Origin of the sequence: Spirosoma sordidisoli (genome assembly GCF_004138325.1) — a bacterium.
Taxonomy (GTDB): domain Bacteria; phylum Bacteroidota; class Bacteroidia; order Cytophagales; family Spirosomataceae; genus Spirosoma; species Spirosoma sordidisoli.
This window is the reverse complement of sequence record NZ_SBLB01000001.1, coordinates 1,120,603-1,142,232: the sequence shown is the minus strand read 5'-3', so window position 1 is coordinate 1,142,232 and position 21,630 is coordinate 1,120,603. Positions and strand designations below refer to the sequence as shown.

The 21,630-nt window shown below is 56.0% G+C and carries 19 protein-coding genes; 9 read left to right on the top strand and 10 right to left on the bottom strand.

The genetic code is table 11. The features are described from left to right. Positions 1-180 precede the first annotated feature (180 nt). The 3 genes from EQG79_RS04975 to uxaC all read left to right on the top strand — a co-directional run bounded on the left by EQG79_RS04975 (position 181) and on the right by uxaC (position 4,122). A complete protein-coding gene (locus EQG79_RS04975) occupies positions 181-1,497 on the top strand; it encodes an O-acetylhomoserine aminocarboxypropyltransferase/cysteine synthase family protein (RefSeq protein WP_129600381.1) in 1,317 nt (438 codons plus the stop codon). 88 nt (positions 1,498-1,585) lie between these two features. Beyond that, complete coding sequence (gene metX / locus EQG79_RS04970) at positions 1,586-2,659, top strand: homoserine O-acetyltransferase MetX (protein WP_077919153.1); 1,074 nt, start codon at positions 1,586-1,588, stop codon at positions 2,657-2,659. Between the two features lie 47 nt (positions 2,660-2,706). Further along, entirely contained in the window at positions 2,707-4,122 is a 1,416-nt protein-coding gene (gene uxaC / locus EQG79_RS04965) for a glucuronate isomerase (RefSeq protein ID WP_129600379.1), read from the top strand. Here uxaC and EQG79_RS04960 read toward each other — a convergent pair. Beyond that, positions 4,119-4,928 carry a response regulator gene (locus EQG79_RS04960; protein WP_129600377.1) on the bottom strand — a complete coding sequence of 270 codons (810 nt, stop codon included), beginning with the start codon at positions 4,926-4,928 and terminating at the stop codon, positions 4,119-4,121. The two genes, uxaC and EQG79_RS04960, sit on opposite strands and share 4 nt — an antisense overlap. 5 nt (positions 4,929-4,933) lie before the next feature. Then, a complete protein-coding gene (locus EQG79_RS04955) occupies positions 4,934-6,748 on the bottom strand; it encodes a histidine kinase dimerization/phosphoacceptor domain -containing protein (RefSeq protein WP_129600375.1) in 1,815 nt (604 codons plus the stop codon). A gap of 264 nt (positions 6,749-7,012) precedes the next feature. Here EQG79_RS04955 and EQG79_RS04950 point away from each other — a divergent pair, with 264 nt between their 5' ends. Beyond that, a complete protein-coding gene (locus EQG79_RS04950) occupies positions 7,013-8,416 on the top strand; it encodes a condensation domain-containing protein (protein WP_129600372.1) in 1,404 nt (467 codons plus the stop codon). Here the strand turns inward: EQG79_RS04950 and EQG79_RS04945 are convergent. From EQG79_RS04945 to EQG79_RS04935, 3 genes are all read right to left on the bottom strand, one after another. Then, a complete protein-coding gene (locus EQG79_RS04945; RefSeq protein ID WP_129600369.1) occupies positions 8,358-9,635 on the bottom strand; it encodes a metal-dependent hydrolase family protein in 1,278 nt (425 codons plus the stop codon). The genes EQG79_RS04950 and EQG79_RS04945 overlap by 59 nt on opposite strands. 79 nt (positions 9,636-9,714) lie before the next feature. Then, positions 9,715-10,134 (bottom strand): hypothetical protein, encoded by a 420-nt coding sequence (locus EQG79_RS04940; protein WP_129600366.1) that lies wholly within the window; start codon positions 10,132-10,134, stop codon positions 9,715-9,717. A 64-nt stretch (positions 10,135-10,198) separates the two neighbouring features. Continuing rightward, positions 10,199-10,654, bottom strand: coding sequence for a DUF4920 domain-containing protein (locus EQG79_RS04935; RefSeq protein ID WP_129600363.1), 456 nt, complete (start codon positions 10,652-10,654; stop codon positions 10,199-10,201). A gap of 57 nt (positions 10,655-10,711) precedes the next feature. Between EQG79_RS04935 and EQG79_RS04930 the strand changes: the two genes are divergently transcribed. Next, entirely contained in the window at positions 10,712-12,760 is a 2,049-nt protein-coding gene (locus EQG79_RS04930) for a M13 family metallopeptidase (protein WP_129600360.1), read from the top strand. A 55-nt stretch (positions 12,761-12,815) separates the two neighbouring features. On the opposite strand, the gene EQG79_RS04925 is transcribed toward EQG79_RS04930, so the two are convergent. Beyond that, positions 12,816-13,985 (bottom strand): spore photoproduct lyase family protein, encoded by a 1,170-nt coding sequence (locus EQG79_RS04925; protein ID WP_240699276.1) that lies wholly within the window; start codon positions 13,983-13,985, stop codon positions 12,816-12,818. Between the two features lie 213 nt (positions 13,986-14,198). Here EQG79_RS04925 and EQG79_RS04920 point away from each other — a divergent pair, with 213 nt between their 5' ends. Then, a complete protein-coding gene (locus EQG79_RS04920) occupies positions 14,199-14,720 on the top strand; it encodes a DinB family protein (RefSeq protein WP_129600357.1) in 522 nt (173 codons plus the stop codon). A gap of 22 nt (positions 14,721-14,742) precedes the next feature. Here the strand turns inward: EQG79_RS04920 and EQG79_RS04915 are convergent, their stop codons facing one another. From EQG79_RS04915 to EQG79_RS04900, 4 genes are all read right to left on the bottom strand, one after another. Beyond that, complete coding sequence (locus EQG79_RS04915) at positions 14,743-15,672, bottom strand: sensor histidine kinase (RefSeq protein ID WP_129600354.1); 930 nt, start codon at positions 15,670-15,672, stop codon at positions 14,743-14,745. Between the two features lie 174 nt (positions 15,673-15,846). Next, positions 15,847-16,311, bottom strand: a complete 465-nt coding sequence (locus EQG79_RS31265; RefSeq protein WP_240699275.1) for a hypothetical protein — start codon at positions 16,309-16,311, stop codon at positions 15,847-15,849. A gap of 73 nt (positions 16,312-16,384) precedes the next feature. Then, a complete protein-coding gene (locus tag EQG79_RS04905; RefSeq protein WP_077919598.1) occupies positions 16,385-16,915 on the bottom strand; it encodes an RNA methyltransferase in 531 nt (176 codons plus the stop codon). 110 nt (positions 16,916-17,025) lie between these two features. After that, positions 17,026-17,646, bottom strand: coding sequence for a hypothetical protein (locus EQG79_RS04900; RefSeq protein ID WP_129600351.1), 621 nt, complete (start codon positions 17,644-17,646; stop codon positions 17,026-17,028). A gap of 433 nt (positions 17,647-18,079) precedes the next feature. Between EQG79_RS04900 and EQG79_RS04895 the strand changes: the two genes are divergently transcribed. From EQG79_RS04895 to EQG79_RS04885, 3 genes are all read left to right on the top strand, one after another. Next, positions 18,080-18,757 carry a tyrosine-protein phosphatase gene (locus EQG79_RS04895; protein ID WP_240699274.1) on the top strand — a complete coding sequence of 226 codons (678 nt, stop codon included), beginning with the start codon at positions 18,080-18,082 and terminating at the stop codon, positions 18,755-18,757. Between the two features lie 290 nt (positions 18,758-19,047). Continuing rightward, positions 19,048-20,670 carry an ArnT family glycosyltransferase gene (locus EQG79_RS04890; RefSeq protein WP_236648546.1) on the top strand — a complete coding sequence of 541 codons (1,623 nt, stop codon included), beginning with the start codon at positions 19,048-19,050 and terminating at the stop codon, positions 20,668-20,670. Between the two features lie 28 nt (positions 20,671-20,698). Then, on the top strand, positions 20,699-21,562 hold the full coding sequence (locus EQG79_RS04885; RefSeq protein WP_077919138.1) for a lysylphosphatidylglycerol synthase transmembrane domain-containing protein: 864 nt from the start codon (positions 20,699-20,701) through the stop codon (positions 21,560-21,562). Positions 21,563-21,630: the final 68 nt, after the last annotated feature.

Genomic DNA, 21,630 nt, shown 5'->3' with positions numbered 1-21,630 from the left:
CAACAGTGTATGCCCGCTCGGGCCTACTAATTACCACCCACACTCCGCCACGACAACCGGGAGGGTTGATCGCGCGCCTGGCCGCCGGTATCTGTCAAGACCCGACGAGGCCAGCCTGTAACCGGACCGCTCAGCCGTCCGAATCCACTGGAATATTCCAAGCCAAAACCACTAAATACCATGTCTTCTTCACTGCATTTCGATACGCTGCAGTTACACGCGGGTCAGGAAGCCGACCCAACCACCAATTCGCGGGCGGTACCTATCTATCAGACAACCTCGTATGTCTTTAACGATTCGGCCCACGGTGCGGATCTGTTTGCGCTGAAAGCGTTTGGCAACATTTATACCCGCATCATGAACCCGACGTCGGACGTGTTCGAGAAGCGGATTGCTGCCCTCGAAGGCGGGGTAGCTGCTCTGGCAGTGGCGTCGGGACAGGCGGCTCAGTTTATTGCGCTGACCAACATCCTGAGCGCTGGCGATAACTTCGTAACTACCTCGTTTTTGTACGGAGGTACCTACAATCAGTTCAAGGTTTCGTTCAAACGCCTGGGCATCGAAGCCCGCTTTGCCGATGGCGACAAACCCGAATCGTTCGAGCCGCTGATCGACGATAAAACAAAGGCGATTTACCTCGAAACGATCGGTAATCCGGGTTTCAACATTCCCGACTTCGAGGCCATCGCGGCCCTGGCGAAGCGGCACGACCTGCCCATAATTGTCGACAATACGTTTGGCGCCGGGGGCTATCTGTTCCGGCCTATCGAACACGGAGCGGCCGTTGTGGTCGAGTCGGCTACCAAATGGATTGGCGGTCACGGCACGAGCATTGGGGGCGTCATTGTCGACAGTGGCAATTACAACTGGGGGAACGGTAAGTTTCCGCAGTTTTCGGAGCCGTCGGAGGGGTATCACGGAATGGTCTTCAGCGACGTGTTCGGGGTGGGTGGTCCGTTCGGCAATATTCAGTTCATTATCCGGGCCCGGGTAGAGGGGCTGCGTGACTGGGGCCCGGCCATCAGTCCGTTCAACTCCTTCCTGTTGCTGCAGGGGCTGGAAACCCTGTCGCTGCGCGTAGATCGTACCGTACAGAACGCACTGGCGCTGGCGCAGTGGCTCGAACAGCACGAGCAGGTAGAAGTGGTCAACTACCCCGGCCTGACCAGCAGCGCGTATCACGAGCTGGCCAAAAAGTACCTGAAGCGGGGCTTCGGGGGCGTCTTTACGTTCAAGGTGAAAGGCGGTAAGGAAGCGGCCGACCGCTTTGTCAATAGCCTGAAGCTGGTCAGTCACCTGGCCAACGTGGGCGACTCGAAAACGCTGATTATCCATCCGGCTTCGACTACGCACCAGCAGTTAAGCGAGCAGGATCAGGCCAGCGCGGGGGTCGAAGCCGGTCTGTTGCGGATCTCGGCGGGTATTGAACACATCGATGACATAAAATCAGATCTGGAGCAGGCCTTTGCGGCCATTGCTGAGCCAGTAGCGGTTTAGTATGAACAGCGCAGTTCGCTGGTTTGGCCGTCCGGACCGACGATGGATACCGGCCGCGAAACCAGCGAACTGAAAACCTTTATTACGTTTGGACCTTCAGTATTTCGACTACAAGTATTCATTTCCACTCGAATCTGGCGCGAGCCTGCCCGGGTTTCGGCTGGCCTATACCACCCGCGGAACGCTGCAGCGCGACCGCTCGAACGTGGTCTGGATTTGCCATGCCTTAACCGGTAACGCCGATGCCGGAGACTGGTGGGGCGGTATGATCGGTGCCGGTAAATACTTCGATCCCGATCGGGATTTTATTGTTTGTGCCAACGTGCTGGGGTCTTGCTACGGGTCTACTGGCCCGCTGTCGGCGAATCCGGAAACGGGTCAGCCGTACTACCATGACTTCCCGGCCATAACGGTTCGGGACATGGTGGGGGCGCTCGACCTGTTACGACAGGAGCTGGGCATCGATAAAATACATACCTGCGTGGGGGGGTCGCTGGGTGGCGAGCAGGCCCTCGAATGGGCCATTGCGCAGCCCGGCCTGATCGATAACCTGATCGTGGTGGCAACCAGCGCCGTGGCCTCGCCCTGGTGCATTGCATTTAATGAAGCGCAGCGGATGGCCATCGACGCGGACCCGACCTGGCGTGAACGACGCGCCGACGCCGGGGTTGCCGGCATGAAAGCCGCCCGCGCCATGGCCATGATCTCCTACCGCAACTACGATACCTATAGCTTTACCCAGGCGCTGGATAATAACGAGCAGATGGATGGCTACAAAGCCGCCGGGTACCAGCGGTATCAGGGGGACAAACTGGCCGAACGCTTCAACGCGTTCACCTACTGGACGCTCTCCAAGGTGATGGACTCGCACAATGTCGGGCGAAACCGCGGCAGTATCCTGAATGCACTGGGCCAGATTCGGGCCCGGACGCTGGTCGTTGGTATCCGGTCCGATCTGCTCTTTCCGGTATCGGAGCAACAGTTTCTGGCTCGTCATATTCCCGACGCGACTTACGAAGAAATCGACTCGCTATACGGACACGATGGTTTTCTGATCGAATTCAGGCCGCTGGCCGGGATTATCCGAAAATGGATGGCCAGCGTTTCGGCAGCCGATGCGTCGGCTGTCAGCCCCCGTCCTCTCGAAGCGGATAAACCATAAAACCACGATCAACGGGGAGAAATCCGGATTTCGTTCCTTTTCCTGTTATGAACACGCTGACGCCGACCCCTACTTTTCTTTCCGACGACTTTCTGCTGCAAACCGAGACGGCACGACGGCTTTATCACGATTACGCCCGATCAATGCCGATTATCGATTACCATTGCCACCTGCCGCCCGATCAGATTGCGCAGGACCGGCAGTTCGACACCATAACCCAGCTCTGGCTCTACGGAGATCACTACAAGTGGCGGGCCATGCGGACGCACGGTATCGATGAGCGCTACTGCACTGGCGACGCCAGCGACTGGGAAAAGTTTGAGAAATGGGCCGAAACTGTGCCGTATACCCTGCGGAACCCGCTCTACCACTGGACGCATCTGGAACTCCGCAATCCGTTCGGTATGGCCGAGGTGCTCAGCCCCGCTACGGCCCGCGACACCTACGACCGCTGCAACGAGCAGCTACCCCAGCTGTCGACCCGGCAGCTGCTAACTCATTTCGACGTACGGGTGGTCTGCACCACCGACGATCCGCTCGATTCGCTCGAGTACCACCGCGCTATTGCCCAGAGCCGGTTCGATGTTAAAATTCTGCCTACGTTCCGCCCCGACAAGGCGATGGCCGTTGACGACCCAAGGGCGTTTCGGGCCTATGTTCAGAAGCTGAGCGCCCTGAGCAACCGCGACATCCGTACCCTGGCCGATTATCTCGACGCGCTGAAAGCCCGCCACGATTACTTCGCCCACATGGGCTGCCGCCTGTCTGACCACGGGCTCGAGTACATCGATGCTGTGGCTTATACGGAGAACGAGGTACAGACCATTTTCAACACCCTGACCCAGACTGAGCAACCACTCAGCCCCGACGAGATGGCCCGGTTTCGGTCGTTCATGCTGGTGCAGTTTGCCGAGTGGGATCACGAAAAAGGCTGGACGCAGCAGTTTCATCTGGGCGCGTTGCGCAACAACAACCGTCGGCGGCTTCGTGAGCTTGGCCCCGATACGGGCTGGGACTCGATCGGCGATTTTCAGCAGGCGGCTTCGCTGTCGCGTTTCCTGGGTGGCCTCGACGACCGGAATAAGCTGGCTAAAACCATTCTTTACAACCTTAACCCGGCCGATAACGAAGTGATTGCGACCATGATCGGCAACTTCAACGACGGTTCGGTACGGGGGAAAGTGCAGTTCGGGTCGGGCTGGTGGTTCCTCGATCAGAAAGACGGGATGGAGAAGCAGATCAACGCCCTGTCGAATATGGGACTGCTGAGCGCCTTTGTGGGTATGCTAACCGATTCCAGAAGCTTTCTATCTTACAGCCGGCACGAGTACTTCCGCCGGATTCTGTGCAACATCTTCGGAAACGACGTCGAGAACGGCGAGTTGCCGGCCGACATCGACTGGATTGGCCAGATCGTGCAGGACATCTGTTACCGGAATGCCGAGCGGTATTTCGGGTTCTAACAAACCGGGAAGTGCCGCAGAAACTCGTCCTTGTAGTTACGGCCGAGCGGTAAGGAGTGCCCGCCAACCATAACCTCATGGTCGCTGAAGGAGTCGATCCGATCCAGGTTGACAACGAACGACCGGTGGGTGCGGGCCAGCCGGTTGGCCTGTAGCCGTTCGATCATCTGGCTCAGCGAGAGCCGCACTACGTACTTTCGACCCGTGGTGTTGATGGTCGTATAGATGTCGTCAGCTTCGAGGTACAGCACTTCGCTCAGGAGTACTTTTACAAACTGGTAATTCTGTTTCACGAACAGCGCATCGTTGATTCGCAGAATGGGCGCGGTTCGGCTGGGGTCTTTCTCCGGGGTCGGCTTCTCGCCGGTAAGCGGACGTACTTTGGCCTCCGTAACCGGCGTAGCGGGTAGTTGGGGAGCCAAAATCCGCAATGAAAAGCTGTTGAGGGCCATTTCGATGGCCAGACGCAGTTGCGCGCTGTCGAAGGGTTTGGTGATGTAGGCCGCCGGAAACGTTTCTTTGGCCCGGGCAATGGTCGAGCGGTCAGTGAGGGCCGTCAGGTAAATTACCGGTACCTGCCGAACGCTGACCAGCTGCCCAATGGTTTCGATGCCATCCCAGTCGCCCTTGATGGTAATATCGCACAGCACCAGATCGACCGGATTATGCTGAAACAGATCGAGGGCTTTTCGGCCATTATTGGCCGTACCGACAACGTAGTACCCTTCGTCTTCGAGCATATCGCTCAGATCCATGGCCAGGATGGCTTCGTCTTCAACGATCAGTATATTGATGCGATCGGTCATGATGATCAGGCTGCGGCCCGTAGTTTGGTTTGAGGAATGTAGAGCCGGCAGAGGGTGCCGTTCTGCCGAATCAGTTCAAGCTGGCCATCCAGTTGCTCACTCAGGGAATAAATAAGCCGCTTGCCAAACGAGGTCCGGTGGCCGGCCCGCTGCCAGTCGGCGGTATCGAGTCCGGGGCCATTGTCCTGCACTTCCAGCGTCAGGCCGGGCTGCGCCAGCCCATTCTGCCGGTGCAGGCTGATCCGCAGCTTCGGCCGCTGTACATCGGCATAGGCGTACTTGAAGGCATTGGTAACCAGCTCGTTCACAATAAGCCCGAGCGGCATGGCCACGTCGACATCCAGTTCGTTGAGCTCGATGTCGAGTTGCAGGTCGAAATCATCGGGCGCAAACCCGTACGCCCGCATGAGGCTTTCGCTGAGATCGGTCAGGAACTCGCTCATATTGACCGTAGATACCCGGTCGGTCTGGTACAGCCGCTGGTGAATCATCGACATTGCTTCTACGCGCTGCTGGCCAACCCGCACCGCAGCTATGGCTTTCTCGTCGTCGAGCCGGTTCGACTGAAGCCGGAGCAGACTGGAAACAATGGCGAGGTTATTCTTGACCCGGTGATGCAGCTCTTTCATCATCAGCGTCAGCTGTTCCGACTGCTGCTGAATCTGAGCGCGGTTGCGCCGAATCCGGCGGTAGAAGACAAACAGGGTGACCGACAGGATAGAAAGCACTAAGATACCGATGGCGCCGGCCCAGACCTGGCGGGTTTTCGCGGCATTGATGGCGTCCAGTACCTGAATCTGAGCCTCTTTTTCCTGCGTCTGAAAGCGCGCTTCCACCTCGGCCAGCTGGCGGTTCCGAATCTCGTTGAAGACGCTGTCGTGAGCGGCTGTTCGCTGCTCGTAATAGGCGAGAGCCTGCCTGTAATTGCCCCGCTTCTGGTAGGTTTTGCTCAGGTTGCCGTAGATATCCTCCAGGATGCTATACTTACCGGCGCCAGTCTGTTCGGCCCAGATCAATGCCTGTTTACAGTGGGCTTCGGCTTCGTCGAGTTTACCCTGCGGAATCAGGGCGTTTGGTATGTTGGTATGGGCATAGCCTTCCAGAAAAGCGTCGTTGGCCTGTTTACTATAGTCCAGAATAGATCGGAAAATAACTTCTGACTGCGCATACTGCCCCAGGTTCTTGTAGGTAAGAGCCACGTTGATCAACACCCCGTAGTACGTGCTCCAGTCCTTTTTCTGCCGGTAGTAATCCGCAATTTTCTGGTTGAGAACCAGCGCCCGGTCGTGCCGGTTGCTTTTGGCTTCTACAATAGCCAGCTCGCCATCCAGCTCCATCAGCAAATCAATATTTCTGGACTGCTGCGCTACGGTAACTGCCTGGTTCAGGTAGTGCCGGGCCATTTTGAGATCGTTCAGCCGGGTGTAGGCTCCGCTGATGAACTTAAGCGTCCGGGCCACGTGGAAGGTGTTCCCATACTGCCGCAGGTAGCCAAGTGCTTTCTGGTAATACTGAATGGCTTCGCGCAGCTCGTTGGCCTGTTCGTACCAGTAGCCCACTCCCCGGTAGGATAAACCAATGGTACCAGGGTCGGGTTCTTTGGCGGCCAGGGATACATCCAGCGCTTCGAGGTAAGCCTGTTTGGCGGGGGCGAGCTGGCTGACCCGAACGAGGGAGTCGCCGATCTGGCGTAGGGTCCAGGCCTTGGTGCTGTCGGGGGCGTGGGTTAGAGAATCGGGTAAAAAGCGTTTCTGGGCTGAAGCCCTGTAGCTGCCCAGAAGAAAGGTACAGACTAATAGCCAGCAGGTTAAAACATTCATAGAGGAAGGTAGGAAACTACAAGTGAACAGTCATTCATGTGTCAAGTTACTAAAACTGCAACGTTCAGTATACTACTTTCTAGCGAATGGTATCGCTGTGTCTTTGCCGGGATACCGTTCAATGGAAATCGCTTACCCGCACGTTTTACTCGTTCGCCTACGCTGGCGGGCTGTTTACCGACAAGTGCTGCCTGTGCGTAGTAACATGGTGTACCTTTCGTGTGGTATTTACTGTGCTCATTACGCCTAAACCAACGGGCATGTATGAAAAACTCATTTCCTTTTTTAACCACTTCCCTGCCATTACACCTGGCTCAGGAAGAACTTCTTAATCGACAACCGGGCCAGGCCGGCAGCCCTGATCAGGCTGTCGGCGGCTGCCTGGTCATAACGGGTTCACTCCAGTACGCGCTGGTTCGTCGGGTCGTTGATCACCTGCCTGTCATGTTCGACGTATTCCGGTGGCAGTTCGACCCGGCCGAAGCAGTACCACGGGTATCGGTCGCTGACCAGTTTCGCCGACCCATCCTGCCATTACTCGACTGCAGCGAAAACCCCAATCCCCGCCAGGCTGCCGATGCCTGGGCCATAAACTGGTTCGTCAAGCCTTTCGATCTGGCCGACCGCCGATTTTTCGATCTGGCCCTGCTGCGGGTGTCCGATTACGAGCATCGGCTCCTGGTGCGGGGCCACCGCCTGCTACTCGACGACGCCGGCTTCGATCGGCTGGTACGCTACATCACCGAAGCTTATTCCGCCATGCAGGCCGACGAGCCTATGCCGTCGCAGGCGCCATCATATGCTGATGAGGTAGAGTCGGCCCGTGTTTACCTGAACAGCCTGGCTTATTCCGAAGATCATGTCTACTGGCAGAAACAATTCTCCGATCTTCCGTCTCCGTTGTTAAACGAGCAGGCTACGGGGCAATTCCTGACCCGGCAACTGTACCGTATACCGGCTGACGAAAGCCTTGGCCGTACGCTAAATCTGGCCGTGGCCAGCACAGGAGCCGCTCCCACCGATCTGTTACTAGCCGCACTGACTATCTATTTCTCGCGCGCCAGCCAGCAGTCGGTCTGTGTGTTTGGGCGGGTGGTAGCCGGTCGGCAGTCGAAGCGGCAGCGCTCAACGCTGGGGCGTTTCGACTGCCTGTTACCTATCCAGATCAAGTACGACCCGGATCAGACTCTGCCTATGCTGCTGCGCACCATCAAGCGTCAGAGCCGGGCCGACGGCAGCCATCGGTTTTATCCGATGAGCCACTTGATTCAGCGGCTTAGCGATACCGACAGGCCACAGGCCCGGCTCTTCGACGTGCTGGTGAAGCACATACCCCCGGTTCCGGTTTTACCCATCGAGGGTCTTGAATGCCGGGTTGAGCGGTTTGCGAGCGCCGAAGGCGATCTGCCCCTGCAGCTGCTCTGGCGGGATAACGAAGCCCAGCGGTCGGCAAGCCTGCAGCTGATCGGTAATCCGGCCTATCTGAGTATGCGCGACGCCCGGAATCTGAGCTACTGTATTGAGCACCTGCTGCTGGATTTTGCTCATCGGCCCGAGGCCGCCGTCGGCACGTTCGAGAGTACTGCCCCCTCAGCCAGAACCCGGTCGGCTACTGCTTATACACGGTGCCATCCTTCATCACAAATCGGACGGCTTGCAATGTTTTGATTTGCTGCACCGGGTTGTCGTCCACGGCTATGATGTCGGCCAGCTTCCCCACTTCGATCGAGCCGATCTGGGTGTCCATACCCAGTAGCCGGGCGTTATTGAGCAGGGCGGTTCGAATGGCTTCTACCGCTGGCATACCGGCTTCGACCATGTATTCGAACTCTTTGGCGTTATAGCCGTGGATAAACACACCGGCATCGGTACCGAAGGCGATGTTGACGCCTGCTTTATAGGCTTTGGCAAACGTATTCTGAATTTTGGGACCGATGGCCAGCGCCTTTGGCCGAACCAGCGCCGGGTAGTAACCGAACATACGGGCCGAGTCAGCCACGGTCTTGCCGGCAATGATGGTGGGAACGTAGTAGGTGCCGTGTTTTTTGAAAAGCGCAATGGCTTCGTCATCCATGTAGGTGCCGTGCTCGATGGTTTGAACGCCTGCCCGGATGGCTCGTTTCATGCCTTCGGCACCGTGGGCGTGGGCGGCTACCGCAAATCCGTAATCTTTGGCCGCCACAACAATGGCTTTTACCTCTTCGTCGGTGAACTGCGGACCTGACCCATCTTTAGCGTTGCTCAGAACGCCCCCCGTCGCGGTAATTTTGATCAGATCGGACCCTTCCTTGTAGCGTTGCCGGACGGCTTTATGGGCATCGTCGGCACTGTTGATTACGCCTTCGGCCGGACCCGGATCGCCCATCAGATCCCGACGGTAGCCGTTGGTCGGGTCGGCATGGCCGCCGGTCGTTGCAATACTTTTCCCAACGGTCAGCACGCGCGGCCCTTCGATCAGCCCCTGGTTGATGGCATTGCGCAGGGAAATGTTGACCCCCGATCCGCCCAGGTCGCGTACGGTGGTGAAGCCGGCGAGCAGGGTCGTTCTGGCATGTTTAGCGGCTTTGTAAGCAATGTCGGGTACATTCTGCGTAAACGCATCGATCTGCCCTCCGCGCCGGGTTTCGGACTCGAGGTGAACGTGCATGTCGATCAGGCCGGGTAGAACCGTTTTGCTTTTCAGGTCCAGCACCCGGTCGGTACCAGCGGGGGCCAGGTAGCCTTTCTGAACGGCTGTAATCTTGTTGCCTTCAACAACCACCGTCATTTGGGGTTGCAGGTCATTACCGGTTCCGGTGAAGAGGTTGCCGCAATGGAGCAGGGTCCGCTGGGCCAGCAGGGGAGTAGACAGCAGACAGAGGCCTGTCAGCAGGTACAGGGTACGCATGAAGTAGACGGTTAAGTACGAAAAAGGCCGCAACGGGTTGTTGCGGCCTGAAAAATACGAATTTTGCAGCTATGCTTTACTACAGCCGGGCTATCTGAATGATGGCTCGCTGTTCGGGTCGTTCGTTGCCAACCGGGTAGGGGATGACCTCGCGCAGGACGACCTTGTAGGTGACGTTGTCGAACAGCACCGTTGTCGAGTCTCTTCGGTTCGCCTGACCCGGCTCCAGCACCAGTCTGCGCGTTTGGGCGTCCGCTCCTGCGCTGATCGTCACGGCGGCTACGGCCTGACCCGCCCAGATACAGGTAACGCCGGTTGGGCAGCGGCTATCGGTCAGGGAGTCGACGCGCACGGTCAGGCCAGACGCCAGCCGGGCTGATTTTTGAAAACCCAGGGCCACTTTATCGGAGGGGGTGGCGTCTGAGGGTTGCGATTGGCAGGCACAGAGCATACTCAGCCCGAGGAGCGGTGCCGCAAAAAAACGGATGAGCGATTTCATAGGAATGATGCGTGAGTAGTTGTCAGTCAGACCTACGCCGTTCCCGTATGGTTGCAAGCGTCCGTTATTTTTTCACAATGACCCCGTCGGCAACAAACGTCAGGGCCTTTTCGGGCTCCGTAATTTTCTCGATATCTTCTTTCGACTTACCGGCGTCCTGGGCGTAATGACGAAGTTCGTCAACGGGCGTGACGCTGGTTTCGGCAGTTCCCTGAACCACGACTGTCTTACCGACAATGTCTTTCGGGACAAAGAAGCCGTAATCTTTGAAGGTCACCCGCATGGTCTGCCCATCGCCGGTTTTTACCTTCATCCAGCAGCCTTTTACCTTGCAGACCGACTCGACGGTACCCTCTACTTTAGCGGGCATCTTTTCCTTGCTGCCCATCTGGGTGGCCAGCTCAGTAGCCTGAATAGCCCCTTTTTCGTTGATTTTTTTGCCGTGGTAGCTGACCGCCTGCTGGGCAAAAACTCCCGAGGACAGACCCAGCACTAAGCCGATGATGAGTAATTTCTTCATAATCCAGACTGTTATCTTTACCCAAAAGTACAAAGCAAACACCTAATACCGGTATTCATGCGCTATATACAGCAATTTTCCTGCCTAAGCCTGAGTCTGTTAACCCTGGCCGCCTGTCAGCAGCGGAGCGATACCAGCGAACCCGCCCGCCGAACCGTTTTCTTCGACAAGGCAGGTATGGACACAACCATTAGCCCTGGTAACGACTTTTTTTCGTACGCCAATGGCGGGTGGGTCCGCCAAACGAAGATCCCCGGCGATCAGACCGGCTGGGGCTCGTTCTATCAGCTTTATGACGAAAACCAGCTGAAGACGAAGTCTATTCTGGAAGAAGCAGCCAAAGCAGACGCTAAAACGGGCACCGTGGAGCAGCAGGTCGGCGATTTCTACGCCAGCGGCATGGATACGGCTACCATCAACAAGCTTGGCTACGAACCCATAAAGGCCGAGCTGGCCCGGATAGCTGCCCTGACTACCTACAAGGATGTGCTGAACTATATGGCCGCCAGCAAAAGCAACCGGGGTGGGGCCTTTTTCGGCTTTTACATCGGCGCCGACGACCGGCAGAGCAGCATCAACCGGATCAATTTCGGCCAGTCGGGTTTGTCGCTGCCGGAGAAAGAGTATTACACCAAGACCGACGAGCCCACCCGCAAAATCCGGACGGCTTTTGTGGCGTATGTTGCCAGACTCTTTACGCTGACAGGCGTGGATACGGCTTCTGCCCGGACCAAAGCGGAGGCTATTCTGGCGTTCGAAACGGCCCTGGCCCGCTCGCACAAAGCCCCGGCCGACCTGCGCGATCCTGTAGCCAATTACAACAAGCTGGCCGTTGCCGACCTGACCCGGCAGATGCCCAACCTCAACTGGCGCGCGTTTCTGAATACGATGGAGCTAAGCCGGATCGATACGGTGCTGGTTGCCCAGCCGGGCTATTACCAGGCGCTGGACAGTATGTTGCCCAAAACGCCCGTCAGCCTGCTCAAAGACCGGCTGGTGTTCGACCTGCTCGATAACAGCGCCAGTTTGCTGAGCCGCGAGTTCGAGCAGGCCCGGTTCGACTTCAACAACAAGACCCTGTATGGCCAGCCGCAGATGCCCGACCGCTGGAAACGCATCGCCAACCGGGTCGACGACGCACTGGGCGAGGCTCTCGGGCAACTGTGGGTGAAAAAATATTTTACCGCCGAAGCCAAAGAGCGTATGCTGTCGCTGGTCAATAACCTGCAGGTCGTATACCGGGAGCGGATTCAGAAACTCGACTGGATGGCCCCCGAAACAAAAAAGGTAGCGCTGGATAAGCTGGATAAGTTCGTGAAGAAGATCGGCTATCCCGACAAATGGAAAGACTACTCCGACATCACCGTGAAGCGCGACGATTACTTTGGTAACGTACAACGGGCGCGGGAGCACTACTATAAAGAAGAGTTTGCGAAAATCAATCAGCCCGTCGACCGGGCCGAGTGGGGCATGACTCCGCCAACGGTTAACGCCTACGCGAACCCGACCAATAACGAAATTGTGTTTCCGGCCGGCATACTCCAGTTTCCCTTCTTCGACAAAGACGCCGACGACGCCATCAATTACGGCGGTATCGGCATGGTGATCGGGCATGAGATGACGCACCTTTTCGACGATCAGGGTCGCCAGTACGATGCCAGCGGAAACCTCCGCGACTGGTGGACGAAGCAGGATGCCGAGCGCTTCGAAACGAAAACCCAGGCCGTTGTCAATCAGTATAACGCCTATACCGTTCTCGATAACCTGCACCTGAACGGTCGGCTGACGCTGGGCGAAAACCTGGCCGACCTGGGGGGCATTACGCTGGCCTATCAGGCCTTCAAGCTGACCAAACAGGGACAAAGCAACGACAAGATCGATGGATTCACCCCTGATCAGCGTTTCTTCCTGGGGTTTGCCCAGGTCTGGCGGGTCAAAATCCGCGATGAAGCCGAGCGGGTCGGGATTGCTACCGACCCGCACTCGCCCGCTAAATTCCGGGTCAACGGTCCGCTGACCAACTTCGCTCCTTTCTATACGGCCTTTGGGGTTAAACCAGGCCAGAAGCTATACAAACCCGAGGTACAGCAGGCCCGGGTGTGGTAGTTGGCCGGATGTCGGGCGGCTTTGTTCTACGGCCAGAGCCGCCCGACCGTACCGACTACGTCCAGTACAGAATGGGTGCGTTGGGAAAGCGTTTCTGCCATTCGGTGTAAAAAAACGCTTTCATGGCGCGCATGTCGTCTGGCCGGTAAACGTACTTCGTGCCCCCAAACTTGTTTCGTTTCTCGGCACGGGTTGCTTCGTCCATATCGAGTGAGGTGTTGGGATACCATTGGAGCAGCACATCCTTAGAACCGGGGGTGAACCGGTGGCTGATGAACTCCACGTTCATATCGATGGGGCCGTAATGGGCAGGCCAGGTTAGCAACTCCTGCATCCGGTCGAGCAGCGCCGTATAGTGCTGCTGCCAGTCCGGAATGGGCATGATAGGGGCAATAACGAGGCCGATCGGATACCCACCACCGCCCTGTGCGCGTGGTAACGCCAGCTGGCGGATGGCCTGCAGACGAGCCTCGACCGACGCGGTGCCGCCTTCGATCCGGCGGGCAATGCTATCAGCGTTGAGACTCACGCGGGCCCGGGTCTGGCCATGGTGGGGCAGGTCGATCAGGCTGTCGACCTGACCGTATTTCGTAACAAAACGCAGCTGACTTTGCTCGCGGGTGCCGAAGTAACGAATGCACTCGGCCAGGCTACCGGTCAGGTGTTCGATGCCGAGTACATCGGTATAGCAGCTAACTTCAAAGGTCGTTGGGCGGTTACCAGCCGTCCCATCGGCGGAGTTCTGCCAGGTTCGGTTGGGCGGATAAGTGCCTTCGTAGGTGGCGGTATGCGCCAGTAGTTTAGGCAAATTGGCAAAAGCTTTGACCACCGGTGGGCCACTCAGACTACCGGCCAGGTAACAATACTGACAGTGGGCGGGGCAGCCTTCGGCCAGGTTCATCTGCCAGTCGGCCGAGGGCGGAATGGGTTGAAACTTAAACGCGCCAGCCGGGGCGTTTACCACGGCCAGGGTGTTTTTGGCCAGTCTGTATGTTTCCCGTTCGTCGGCTCCGCGCAGACCCGTAATCCGGTTGTTTTGGGCAATGTCGATGGGCAGGCCAAGGGCAGAGATCCGATCGTGCATAGCCTGACCGAATGGCTCTTTGAGCGCGTCGGCGGTAAATACGACCCGCTTAGGCATCCACAGGCGAGGGTGGCGGGGCTGGGTAGAAAACAGATCGGCTGTCGGTTCCGGCTGGGGTAACTGGATCAAATCGGGCTGCATACGTTCGTTGAGTAAAGCGGTCAGATTCGGCCTCAGGAATTGCTTTATCTGCCTATAGTACTAACAAACAGATCGGCAGTATAGATCATTTTTAGTTAGTTATTTTTCAAATTAAGATGTTGATTATCAGTATTTTGAAAATAATTTTAACCATAAGCCTATGCCACGCTGCGCAACGGCACCGATTGGGTTCACCTGTAACATCAACGGATTATGACACCAGACATCCCAGCCGGTGTGGATCGGCTTCTGAGCCGCTACCAGGCATTTGCCGATCAGATTGGGCCTTATTCGGAAGCAACGTTTCGGGAGCAACCGCCCGGGAAATGGTCTGTTGCAGAGGTGGTTCAGCACCTGTATCTGTCGGCCCGGCCCGTAGCGCGGCTGGTGACGGGACCACGCGAGGTTTTGCTGGCGTGGGGGCTTGCCGAGAAGCCATCGCGGTCATACGCGCAACTGGCGGTCGATTATGAAAAGGCGCTTGACTCGGGGGTGAAAGCGCCCGATGGCATGGTACCCCGGTTGACTGATATATCGATAAGCCGGGCTGAGCTGATGGAGCGGTTACTGACTGTATATCAGTCGGTGGCGGCTGGCGTATCCGGCTGGTCGCCGGCCGAGCTGGACCGCTACCAGATGCCCCACCCCGCTCTGGGTAAGCTGACCGTTCGGGAGATGATCGACTTCATCAGTATTCATACGGAACATCACCAGCGGTTATTGCCAGCCGGGTAGCGTTGAAGACGGCTGTAGAAAGCTAGACGACCTGCTTACGGGTCGTGCTGACGGCGTTGGCCGATAGGACAGACGCGGTTGGAATGCGGATAATGAACTCGCTGCCCTGGTTAAGCTCGCTTTTGACGTCGATGTGCCAGTTGTGCGCTTTTACGATCCGCTGTACGTAGCTCAGTCCCAGCCCGAAGCCTTTGATATTGGGCTGCCGACGGTCGTGTACCCGGTAGAAGGGCTGGAATATCTGCTGAATGTGCTGGGACGAAATACCTACCCCCCGGTCGCAGACGGCAATCTGCAGGCTACCCGCGTTCATTTTAGCGTAGAGGGTGATGTCCGGATGACCGTCGCTGTACTTCACCGCGTTATCGAGCAGGTTATGCAACACGTTGGTCAGATGAAGCCGATCGGCCAGCAGGTAAGGGTCTGAACTGGGCAGGGAAAGCTGGAGATAGTCACCGTGGCGTTCGGCAATGGTGCGCAGCAGCTGCTGGATCGGAACTGGCTCCAGGTTCAGCAGGAGCGTATTCCGATCGGCGCGCGCCAGCGTCAGCATGGTCTCCACCTGCTGCTGGAGTCGTTCGGTTTCTTCGCGAATGATGCGGATGTATTTTTCTGACCGTTCGGGCTGGTTGCGGGCAATGGGCGAATCCAGCACATCGGCCGCCATGCGGATTGCGGTAATGGGCGTCTGAAACTCGTGCACCAGTGAATGCAGGACTTCCGTCTGAATAACCGATCGTTGCCGCAGCCGTAACATGCGCCAGAGAACATAGCCCATGAACGCCTGGGAGGTAAGGGCGAGAGCCAGAAAAGCCAGCCAGCGAAAGGAAGGGGATATGTGAGAAACCGCTACCGGCAGTGACAATAAATTGGTGTAAAGCAGCAAGGCTGTAACAGTAGCCAGCAATAACGCAATACCAACAAGAATGATAGTAGAGTAGCGGTTAGGCATGTCGCCGTTCAGTTCAGGTATATAAGAGTCTGGCGCGTGGATATCGCCTTAAGAGAACAATGGACGAACGGATGTTTCAATAGTCACAGTAAAATTACCATTTTTTGTAATTCATAAACAAAAAGCCTGCATTAATGCAGGCTTTTTGTTTATGAATTACAAAAAATGGTGAAATCAAGCCGTCTCGGCGGGCGTCTCCGTAGTAGTATCTGCTTTGGGTGTAGTCGTCTTGGCGGCTGTAGTGCGCGATGTGGCTGCTTTGGCGGGAGACGTCCGGGGGCGGGGGGGCGGGGTGATGGTGGGTGGCGTGCTGATGCTGATCGGCTCTGATCGGGGCGCTTCGCTGGCTTTCTGACTGGCCGTGCGTTTAGCGTTCTTTTCAGCCTTGGCCGCGTTTTTTGTGGCTTTGGCGGCCTCTTTCTTCGCTTTCTTATCAGTGGCTTTGGCTGGCTTTGCCTTCTTCTTTTCAGCCTTGTCCATTAGTCTGGCCAGCTTCTTGGCTAGTTTCTCGGCCGACTTCTCGATGGACTTTTTCATCTTCTTGGTAGCCTCACCAGCCTCGCCCAGTTTGGTCTCAATCGAACTGACGATGTCGGCTGCCAGCGATTTCTGTTTTGTTTTTGTGATTTTGTTTGCCATTGTATGAAAGAAAAAAATCTACAAATAAATACGAATTTCTTCTGACAATCAAAAGTCCAATGTTAAGTTTTTGTTACATTTTGTTGATGAAATCCCAGCAAACCACCCCAGCTGTAACAGCTACATTGAGCGAATGTTTGGTGCCAAACTGGGGTATTTCCAGCGTCAGGTCGGCCTGCTGAATAATCTGATCGTTTACGCCACTGACTTCGTTGCCCAGCACAAAAACGTAGCCCTGCCCCTGAACCGGCTGAAAGTCAGAGAGCATGGTGCTGCCTTCGGCCTGTTCGACAGCGGCCACCAGCCAGCCTGCTGACCGGAGTTGCCTGACCAGCGTTACAGCATCGGCAACGTGCTCCCAGACAACGGACTCCGTGGCGCCGAGGGCCGTTTTCGTGATGTCGCGGTGAGGAGGCTGTCCCGTTATGCCGCACAGATACAGCTTTTCGGCCCGGAATGCATCGGCCGTTCGGAACACGGAGCCTACGTTATTGAGGCTACGCACGTCGTCGAGAAGAAGGCAATAAGGGAATTTAGGCGTTTGACGGAAAGCGTCGACCGACAGGCGGTTGAGTTCCTGGAGAGCAAGTTTGCGGGGGGGCATGTAATCTGCACGATGGTTCAGCGCAAAAGTAAGGGCTGTCATCGGTAAGAAATACATGTCTGGCCGACTCACAAACGGGCCAGGATAGGAGAGGAGATACTATACGTAGACTACCGGATCGAAACCTGCATAAGCTGGCGGCCCAACTCACGAATCGACCGCTCGAGTCGGGTGGCCTGGTCAGGGCAGGGAAACGAAGCACCCGTCATGAAACTGCCAAGCAGGTCTATGTCCAGACCGGTTTCGTCGGCAATATGATTTGCTTTCAATTGTTTGATCAGCTCCCACACAGCGGTGGTATCGTAAACCGGGTTAAAATGCATCGAGTCGATCGCTTTGCGATAACTGCTGTCGTACTGGTCGACCTGTGACAATAACAACGAGCGGAGCGTATCACGAACGCAGTCAACGGAGCAGCCCCGCGTAGCAATCAACAAACCCGGCAGCTCGATCCGACCCCACAGCATATCGTCCTGTTTCTCGAGAACAACGCGGGCTGTATGGGTGGTTAGCAGAAACGACAGCCAGTTTTCATGGCGCTTTTTCTGGCGGGCACTTCGCAGTATGGCGTTGAAGGTGCCGATTGGTACTTGTTCTGAACTCCCGAAGGGAATTAATAAAGAGGGAGAACCTGATTTGTGGCTGTACATAAACAAGGTGTGTGCATGCTGCGAATGGCTTGTTTGCCAGCCCTCTTCAAGTAGCAATTTGGTGAGTATAGTTAACTTCATATGATGTAAGAAGGAGTGATGATGATGGGGTGAAATTAATTAATTCCATGGACTAAAAAACATTAAACTAACATTTAGAAATTTTTTTTCATAAAACTCATTTCTTCATAATAAGTTATAGTTTTTTTGCTATTCGTGTAACTATAAGTTAGTATTGAGGTGAATTGTTTAAAACTGAAAACTAATGAATACAAGCATATTTGTTACTATCGGTAAAAACTTGTATATATTCGGTGTATGTTATTTTAAATAAGTTTCCTACTCTGCTGGTAGCATTACTAGATATTGTAGAGTAGATTTGAGTACCCTTAGCGTGGGTTTTAGCGATTACTGGAGGTAACTTATGAGTCTTTGGCAAACAATTCGCCAGGCAATGACAACCCGGTCTTCTCAGGGAGCATCGACGGAAGAGCCTTGTTTCTGGCGGGTTGATATGCATTCCCACCTGATCCCCGGGATCGACGATGGGGTAAAATCACCGGAAGAAGCCCTTACCTGTCTGAAACAACTGGCCGATTGGGGCATACAAACCGTCATCACAACTCCCCACGTCAGCAGAGACTGGTATCCAAACAGTTCTGCCGATATCAGAGCCGGTCAGGCGGTCTTGCAGGCTCTGGTCGACGAGCATAACCTACCCATACAGGTGGCCGTGGCGGCTGAATACATGCTCGATGAATTCTTCGGGGATATGCTGGAGGTCGACGACCTGCTTACGTTCGGCACTGCCCGCTATCTGCTGGTTGAGCTGGGCTGGGCAGCGCCCCCCCGTCAGTTAGAAGACCTTATTTTTCGGATGCAGACGCGTGGGTATACGCCCGTACTGGCTCACCCTGAACGATATACGTACTACAACGACGATCTGTCCAGCCTGGCCAGACTTCGGCAAATCGGGTGTTTGTTTCAGCTGAACTGGGGTTCTTTCACCGGGCGTTACCGCGAGCGCGCTCAGGCCCAGGCCCGGCTCTTGCTGAAAAATGAATGGGTTGATTTTATCAGCAGCGATTTGCACCGGCCCGCCGATCTGAAAAGTCTTGGCATGTTCTTTTCCATGCATGAATACGAACAACTTCGGAAACAGTCTTTATTGAATCTGTCATTGCTGGATTAAAAATGGTATTGCAAGTTTATATAAATTAAAGATTGTAAATAAATCATCAGATATCTTGCTTTTTTTGTTAACAATACTGCTAAATTTCCAACCCTATACTCATTGATGCGACGGGGTGGCGAGCGCTTACCAATACCGGGTCATCGTTGCCTGGTAGTCGCTGCCACGATCCGATTTCTGCTTCGTGGCCTGGTCTGCGCCACGCGGGCCTATTTTTTAACTGCCATGTAGGGGAAATAAACGGGTTGCAGCATGCATTTTTTGGTGGCCCGGGACAAAGTAGGAAACGTATGTCTGTAGTTGAAAATACATCTGTCGTAGCGGCACCGGTAGCCTCCTGTTTTCGGCCGGGCTGGACCCTGCTGCTCCTGTCAGGTCTGTGTCTTGTCTTGAGCAGCCATCTGGGGTACATGCCACTCGACACGGGCGACGAAGCCCGGCGGGCACTGGTATCGCTCGAGATGATACTATCCGGCGACTACATAACCCCAACCCTGCACGGCGAGCGGTATTTCAACAAACCACCGCTGTACAACTGGATTATCATTGGCTCCTATCAGTTGTTTGGCTCGTACTCGACCTACGCGCTTCGTTTTCCGATGCTGGTGTCGCTGCTGCTGCTGGGGGTGACGTTATTCGCTATCGTCCGCCGGTATACCAGCAACACCATAGCGCTGGCCGCGGCCCTGATGACGCTGACCAACGGCCGGGTACTGCTCTACGACTCCATGCTGGGGCTGATCGAGATTACGTTTGCCTGGGTGACCTACGCAGCCATGATGCTGGTGTACCACTTTGACCGGAAGAAAAACTACTGGTGGCTGTATGCTACCACCTATGCGCTTACGGCCGTTGGATTCCTGCTGAAAGGACTGCCTCCCATTGCGTTCCAGGGGCTCACCCTGGCGGGCTGGTTTCTGTATACCCGGCGCTGGCGCCTGCTGTTCCACCCGGCTCATGCAGTCGGTCTGCTCATCTTTGTGCTGATTACGGGTAGTTATTACCTGGCCTATTTCAGCCGAAATGCCATCCCGTTCAGCGATGTGGCCAGCGTCATCCTAAGCGAAAGTGCCAAACGAACCGGTCTGACGTTTGGCCTGGGCGCTACCCTGCTGCACCTTGTTTCCTTTCCGTTCGAGCTGATTTACCATTTCGTTCCGTATACCTTACTGGTGGTGCTGCTGTTTCGGCGGCATATACTGGCGCTACTGAAAGCCAATTCATTCATCGCCTTTAACGCGCTGACCTTCTCGCTCACTGTACTCATCTACTGGCTGTCTCCGCAGGTATACGGTCGATACCTGATCGGGCTGGTGCCCCTGCTGTTTACGGTGCTGGCCTACCTCTATTACGAACACTCGGTACCGGCTGAGCCCCGGCGGTGGTGGGTGGAGCGGATCTGGCTGGCTACGGCGCTGCTGGTGGCCGTGGGCTGCTGGGTCACCCTGTTCTACCCAACCACGAAAACCATTCCGGGGGTTGTCTGGAAAACCGCCCTTGTTTCGGGCTTACTGCTGGGGCTGGCCTGGCAGCTTTATCAGCCTTCCATGAACCGACTGGGGCTGATGGTGGCGGTAGTGGTGGTGGTTCGGCTGGGCTTCAACTGGCTGGTTTTGCCGGGGCGGGTCGAGAAGCGGCAGTTTTACAGGGACTCCGCTACCCAGGCCGCTCAGCTGACGCTGGGCCGCCCGCTATACGGGTACAAAGCAACGGTCGGTGCCGATAACGCTACAGATGTCAGCACATTTCACCTAACCGCAGCCCGGGGCAGTATCCTGCGCAGAACCGGTAAGAAATACAGCAAGGCACTCTACATCGCCGACTCGGCCAGTCTGGTCAACGAACGCTACCGGACCCTGGGCAAACTAACGCTGTTTGACCGGCATCCGGCCTTCATTGTACAATTCAACTGATGCTGATCACCAGCAAGCCCCGATCCGTATGCTGAGCAGGCCTACTACGTTGTCAAGGCTGCCCAGAATCCGGCAGCTGGTCAGTCTTAAAGGGCTGGTGTCGGTGTGCGCGCTGACCGTTGTGGTATATCAGCTGGCACACAACCGCCGGTTCTACAGTGCGCTCGACGTCGAACTGGTGCGGCTGCTGGCTGCGGGGGGGCTCATGGCGGTATCCAAATGGTTCTCGGCGGAGCGCTACCGGCTGCTGGTCAGGGAAGCCGGGGTTCGTATGGCATCGGCTGATCTGATCCGGCTCTACTGGCAGGGCATGTTCTACAACCAGTTTCTGCCGGGTAGCGTGGGGGGCGACGGCTTCAAGGTCTGGCAACTGCACCGGCATGGTGGCGGCAGCCTCCGAAAGCTGACCACCCTGACGCTGCTCGACCGGGTCATTGGTCTGGTTCCGCTGGTGGCGCTGCTGCTGATCGCTGCCTGGGCCCGGCTCCCTCAGCTCGGTATATCGGGGGGGCTCTGCCTGTTGCTGGTGCTGGCCATGTACGCCGTTTTTGTCGGTGGGCTGCGCTGGTTCATGGGCTGGACAGTCCGTCGGCAGGCGTTGCTACACCTCTATTCGGTCGGGGTCCAGCTGACGCAGTGCCTGATGACGGTCTACATCGTCTGGTCGCTGGGGTACACCGACGAGCTGGGCGCCTACCTGTTTCTGTTCCTGGCTTCGTCACTGGGTACGGCTCTCCCCATAACGGTTGGTGGAATAGGCATTCGGGAAATCGTTTTTTCGGCGGGGGCCAGCTATGTAGGCATACCCGCCGAGCAGGCCATGCTCATCGGCTTTATCGTTTACTGTCTCTCGCTGCTGGTAGCTACACCCGGCGGCTTTTTTAAGAGTTGACAAAACACTACCTATCAGGCTATCAGGGGTAAAATTTGACAAAATTTTAGTTGATACAGATATATATA

Bases quoted from the DNA above. Each gene is read 5' to 3' on its own strand.
- EQG79_RS04975 (WP_129600381.1), top strand. From the start codon at position 181: ATGTCTTCTTCACTGCATTTCGATACGCTGCAGTTACACGCGGGTCAG.
- uxaC (WP_129600379.1), top strand. From the start codon at position 2,707: ATGAACACGCTGACGCCGACCCCTACTTTTCTTTCCGACGACTTTCTG.
- EQG79_RS04960 (WP_129600377.1), bottom strand. From the start codon at position 4,928: ATGACCGATCGCATCAATATACTGATCGTTGAAGACGAAGCCATCCTG.
- EQG79_RS04955 (WP_129600375.1), bottom strand. From the start codon at position 6,748: ATGAATGTTTTAACCTGCTGGCTATTAGTCTGTACCTTTCTTCTGGGC.
- EQG79_RS04950 (WP_129600372.1), top strand. From the start codon at position 7,013: ATGAAAAACTCATTTCCTTTTTTAACCACTTCCCTGCCATTACACCTG.
- EQG79_RS04945 (WP_129600369.1), bottom strand. From the start codon at position 9,635: ATGCGTACCCTGTACCTGCTGACAGGCCTCTGTCTGCTGTCTACTCCC.
- EQG79_RS04940 (WP_129600366.1), bottom strand. From the start codon at position 10,134: ATGAAATCGCTCATCCGTTTTTTTGCGGCACCGCTCCTCGGGCTGAGT.
- EQG79_RS04935 (WP_129600363.1), bottom strand. From the start codon at position 10,654: ATGAAGAAATTACTCATCATCGGCTTAGTGCTGGGTCTGTCCTCGGGA.
- EQG79_RS04930 (WP_129600360.1), top strand. From the start codon at position 10,712: ATGCGCTATATACAGCAATTTTCCTGCCTAAGCCTGAGTCTGTTAACC.
- EQG79_RS04925 (WP_240699276.1), bottom strand. From the start codon at position 13,985: ATGCAGCCCGATTTGATCCAGTTACCCCAGCCGGAACCGACAGCCGAT.
- EQG79_RS04920 (WP_129600357.1), top strand. From the start codon at position 14,199: ATGACACCAGACATCCCAGCCGGTGTGGATCGGCTTCTGAGCCGCTAC.
- EQG79_RS04915 (WP_129600354.1), bottom strand. From the start codon at position 15,672: ATGCCTAACCGCTACTCTACTATCATTCTTGTTGGTATTGCGTTATTG.
- EQG79_RS31265 (WP_240699275.1), bottom strand. From the start codon at position 16,311: ATGGCAAACAAAATCACAAAAACAAAACAGAAATCGCTGGCAGCCGAC.
- EQG79_RS04905 (WP_077919598.1), bottom strand. From the start codon at position 16,915: ATGCCCCCCCGCAAACTTGCTCTCCAGGAACTCAACCGCCTGTCGGTC.
- EQG79_RS04900 (WP_129600351.1), bottom strand. From the start codon at position 17,646: ATGAAGTTAACTATACTCACCAAATTGCTACTTGAAGAGGGCTGGCAA.
- EQG79_RS04895 (WP_240699274.1), top strand. From the start codon at position 18,080: ATGCATTCCCACCTGATCCCCGGGATCGACGATGGGGTAAAATCACCG.
- EQG79_RS04890 (WP_236648546.1), top strand. From the start codon at position 19,048: ATGTCTGTAGTTGAAAATACATCTGTCGTAGCGGCACCGGTAGCCTCC.
- EQG79_RS04885 (WP_077919138.1), top strand. From the start codon at position 20,699: ATGCTGAGCAGGCCTACTACGTTGTCAAGGCTGCCCAGAATCCGGCAG.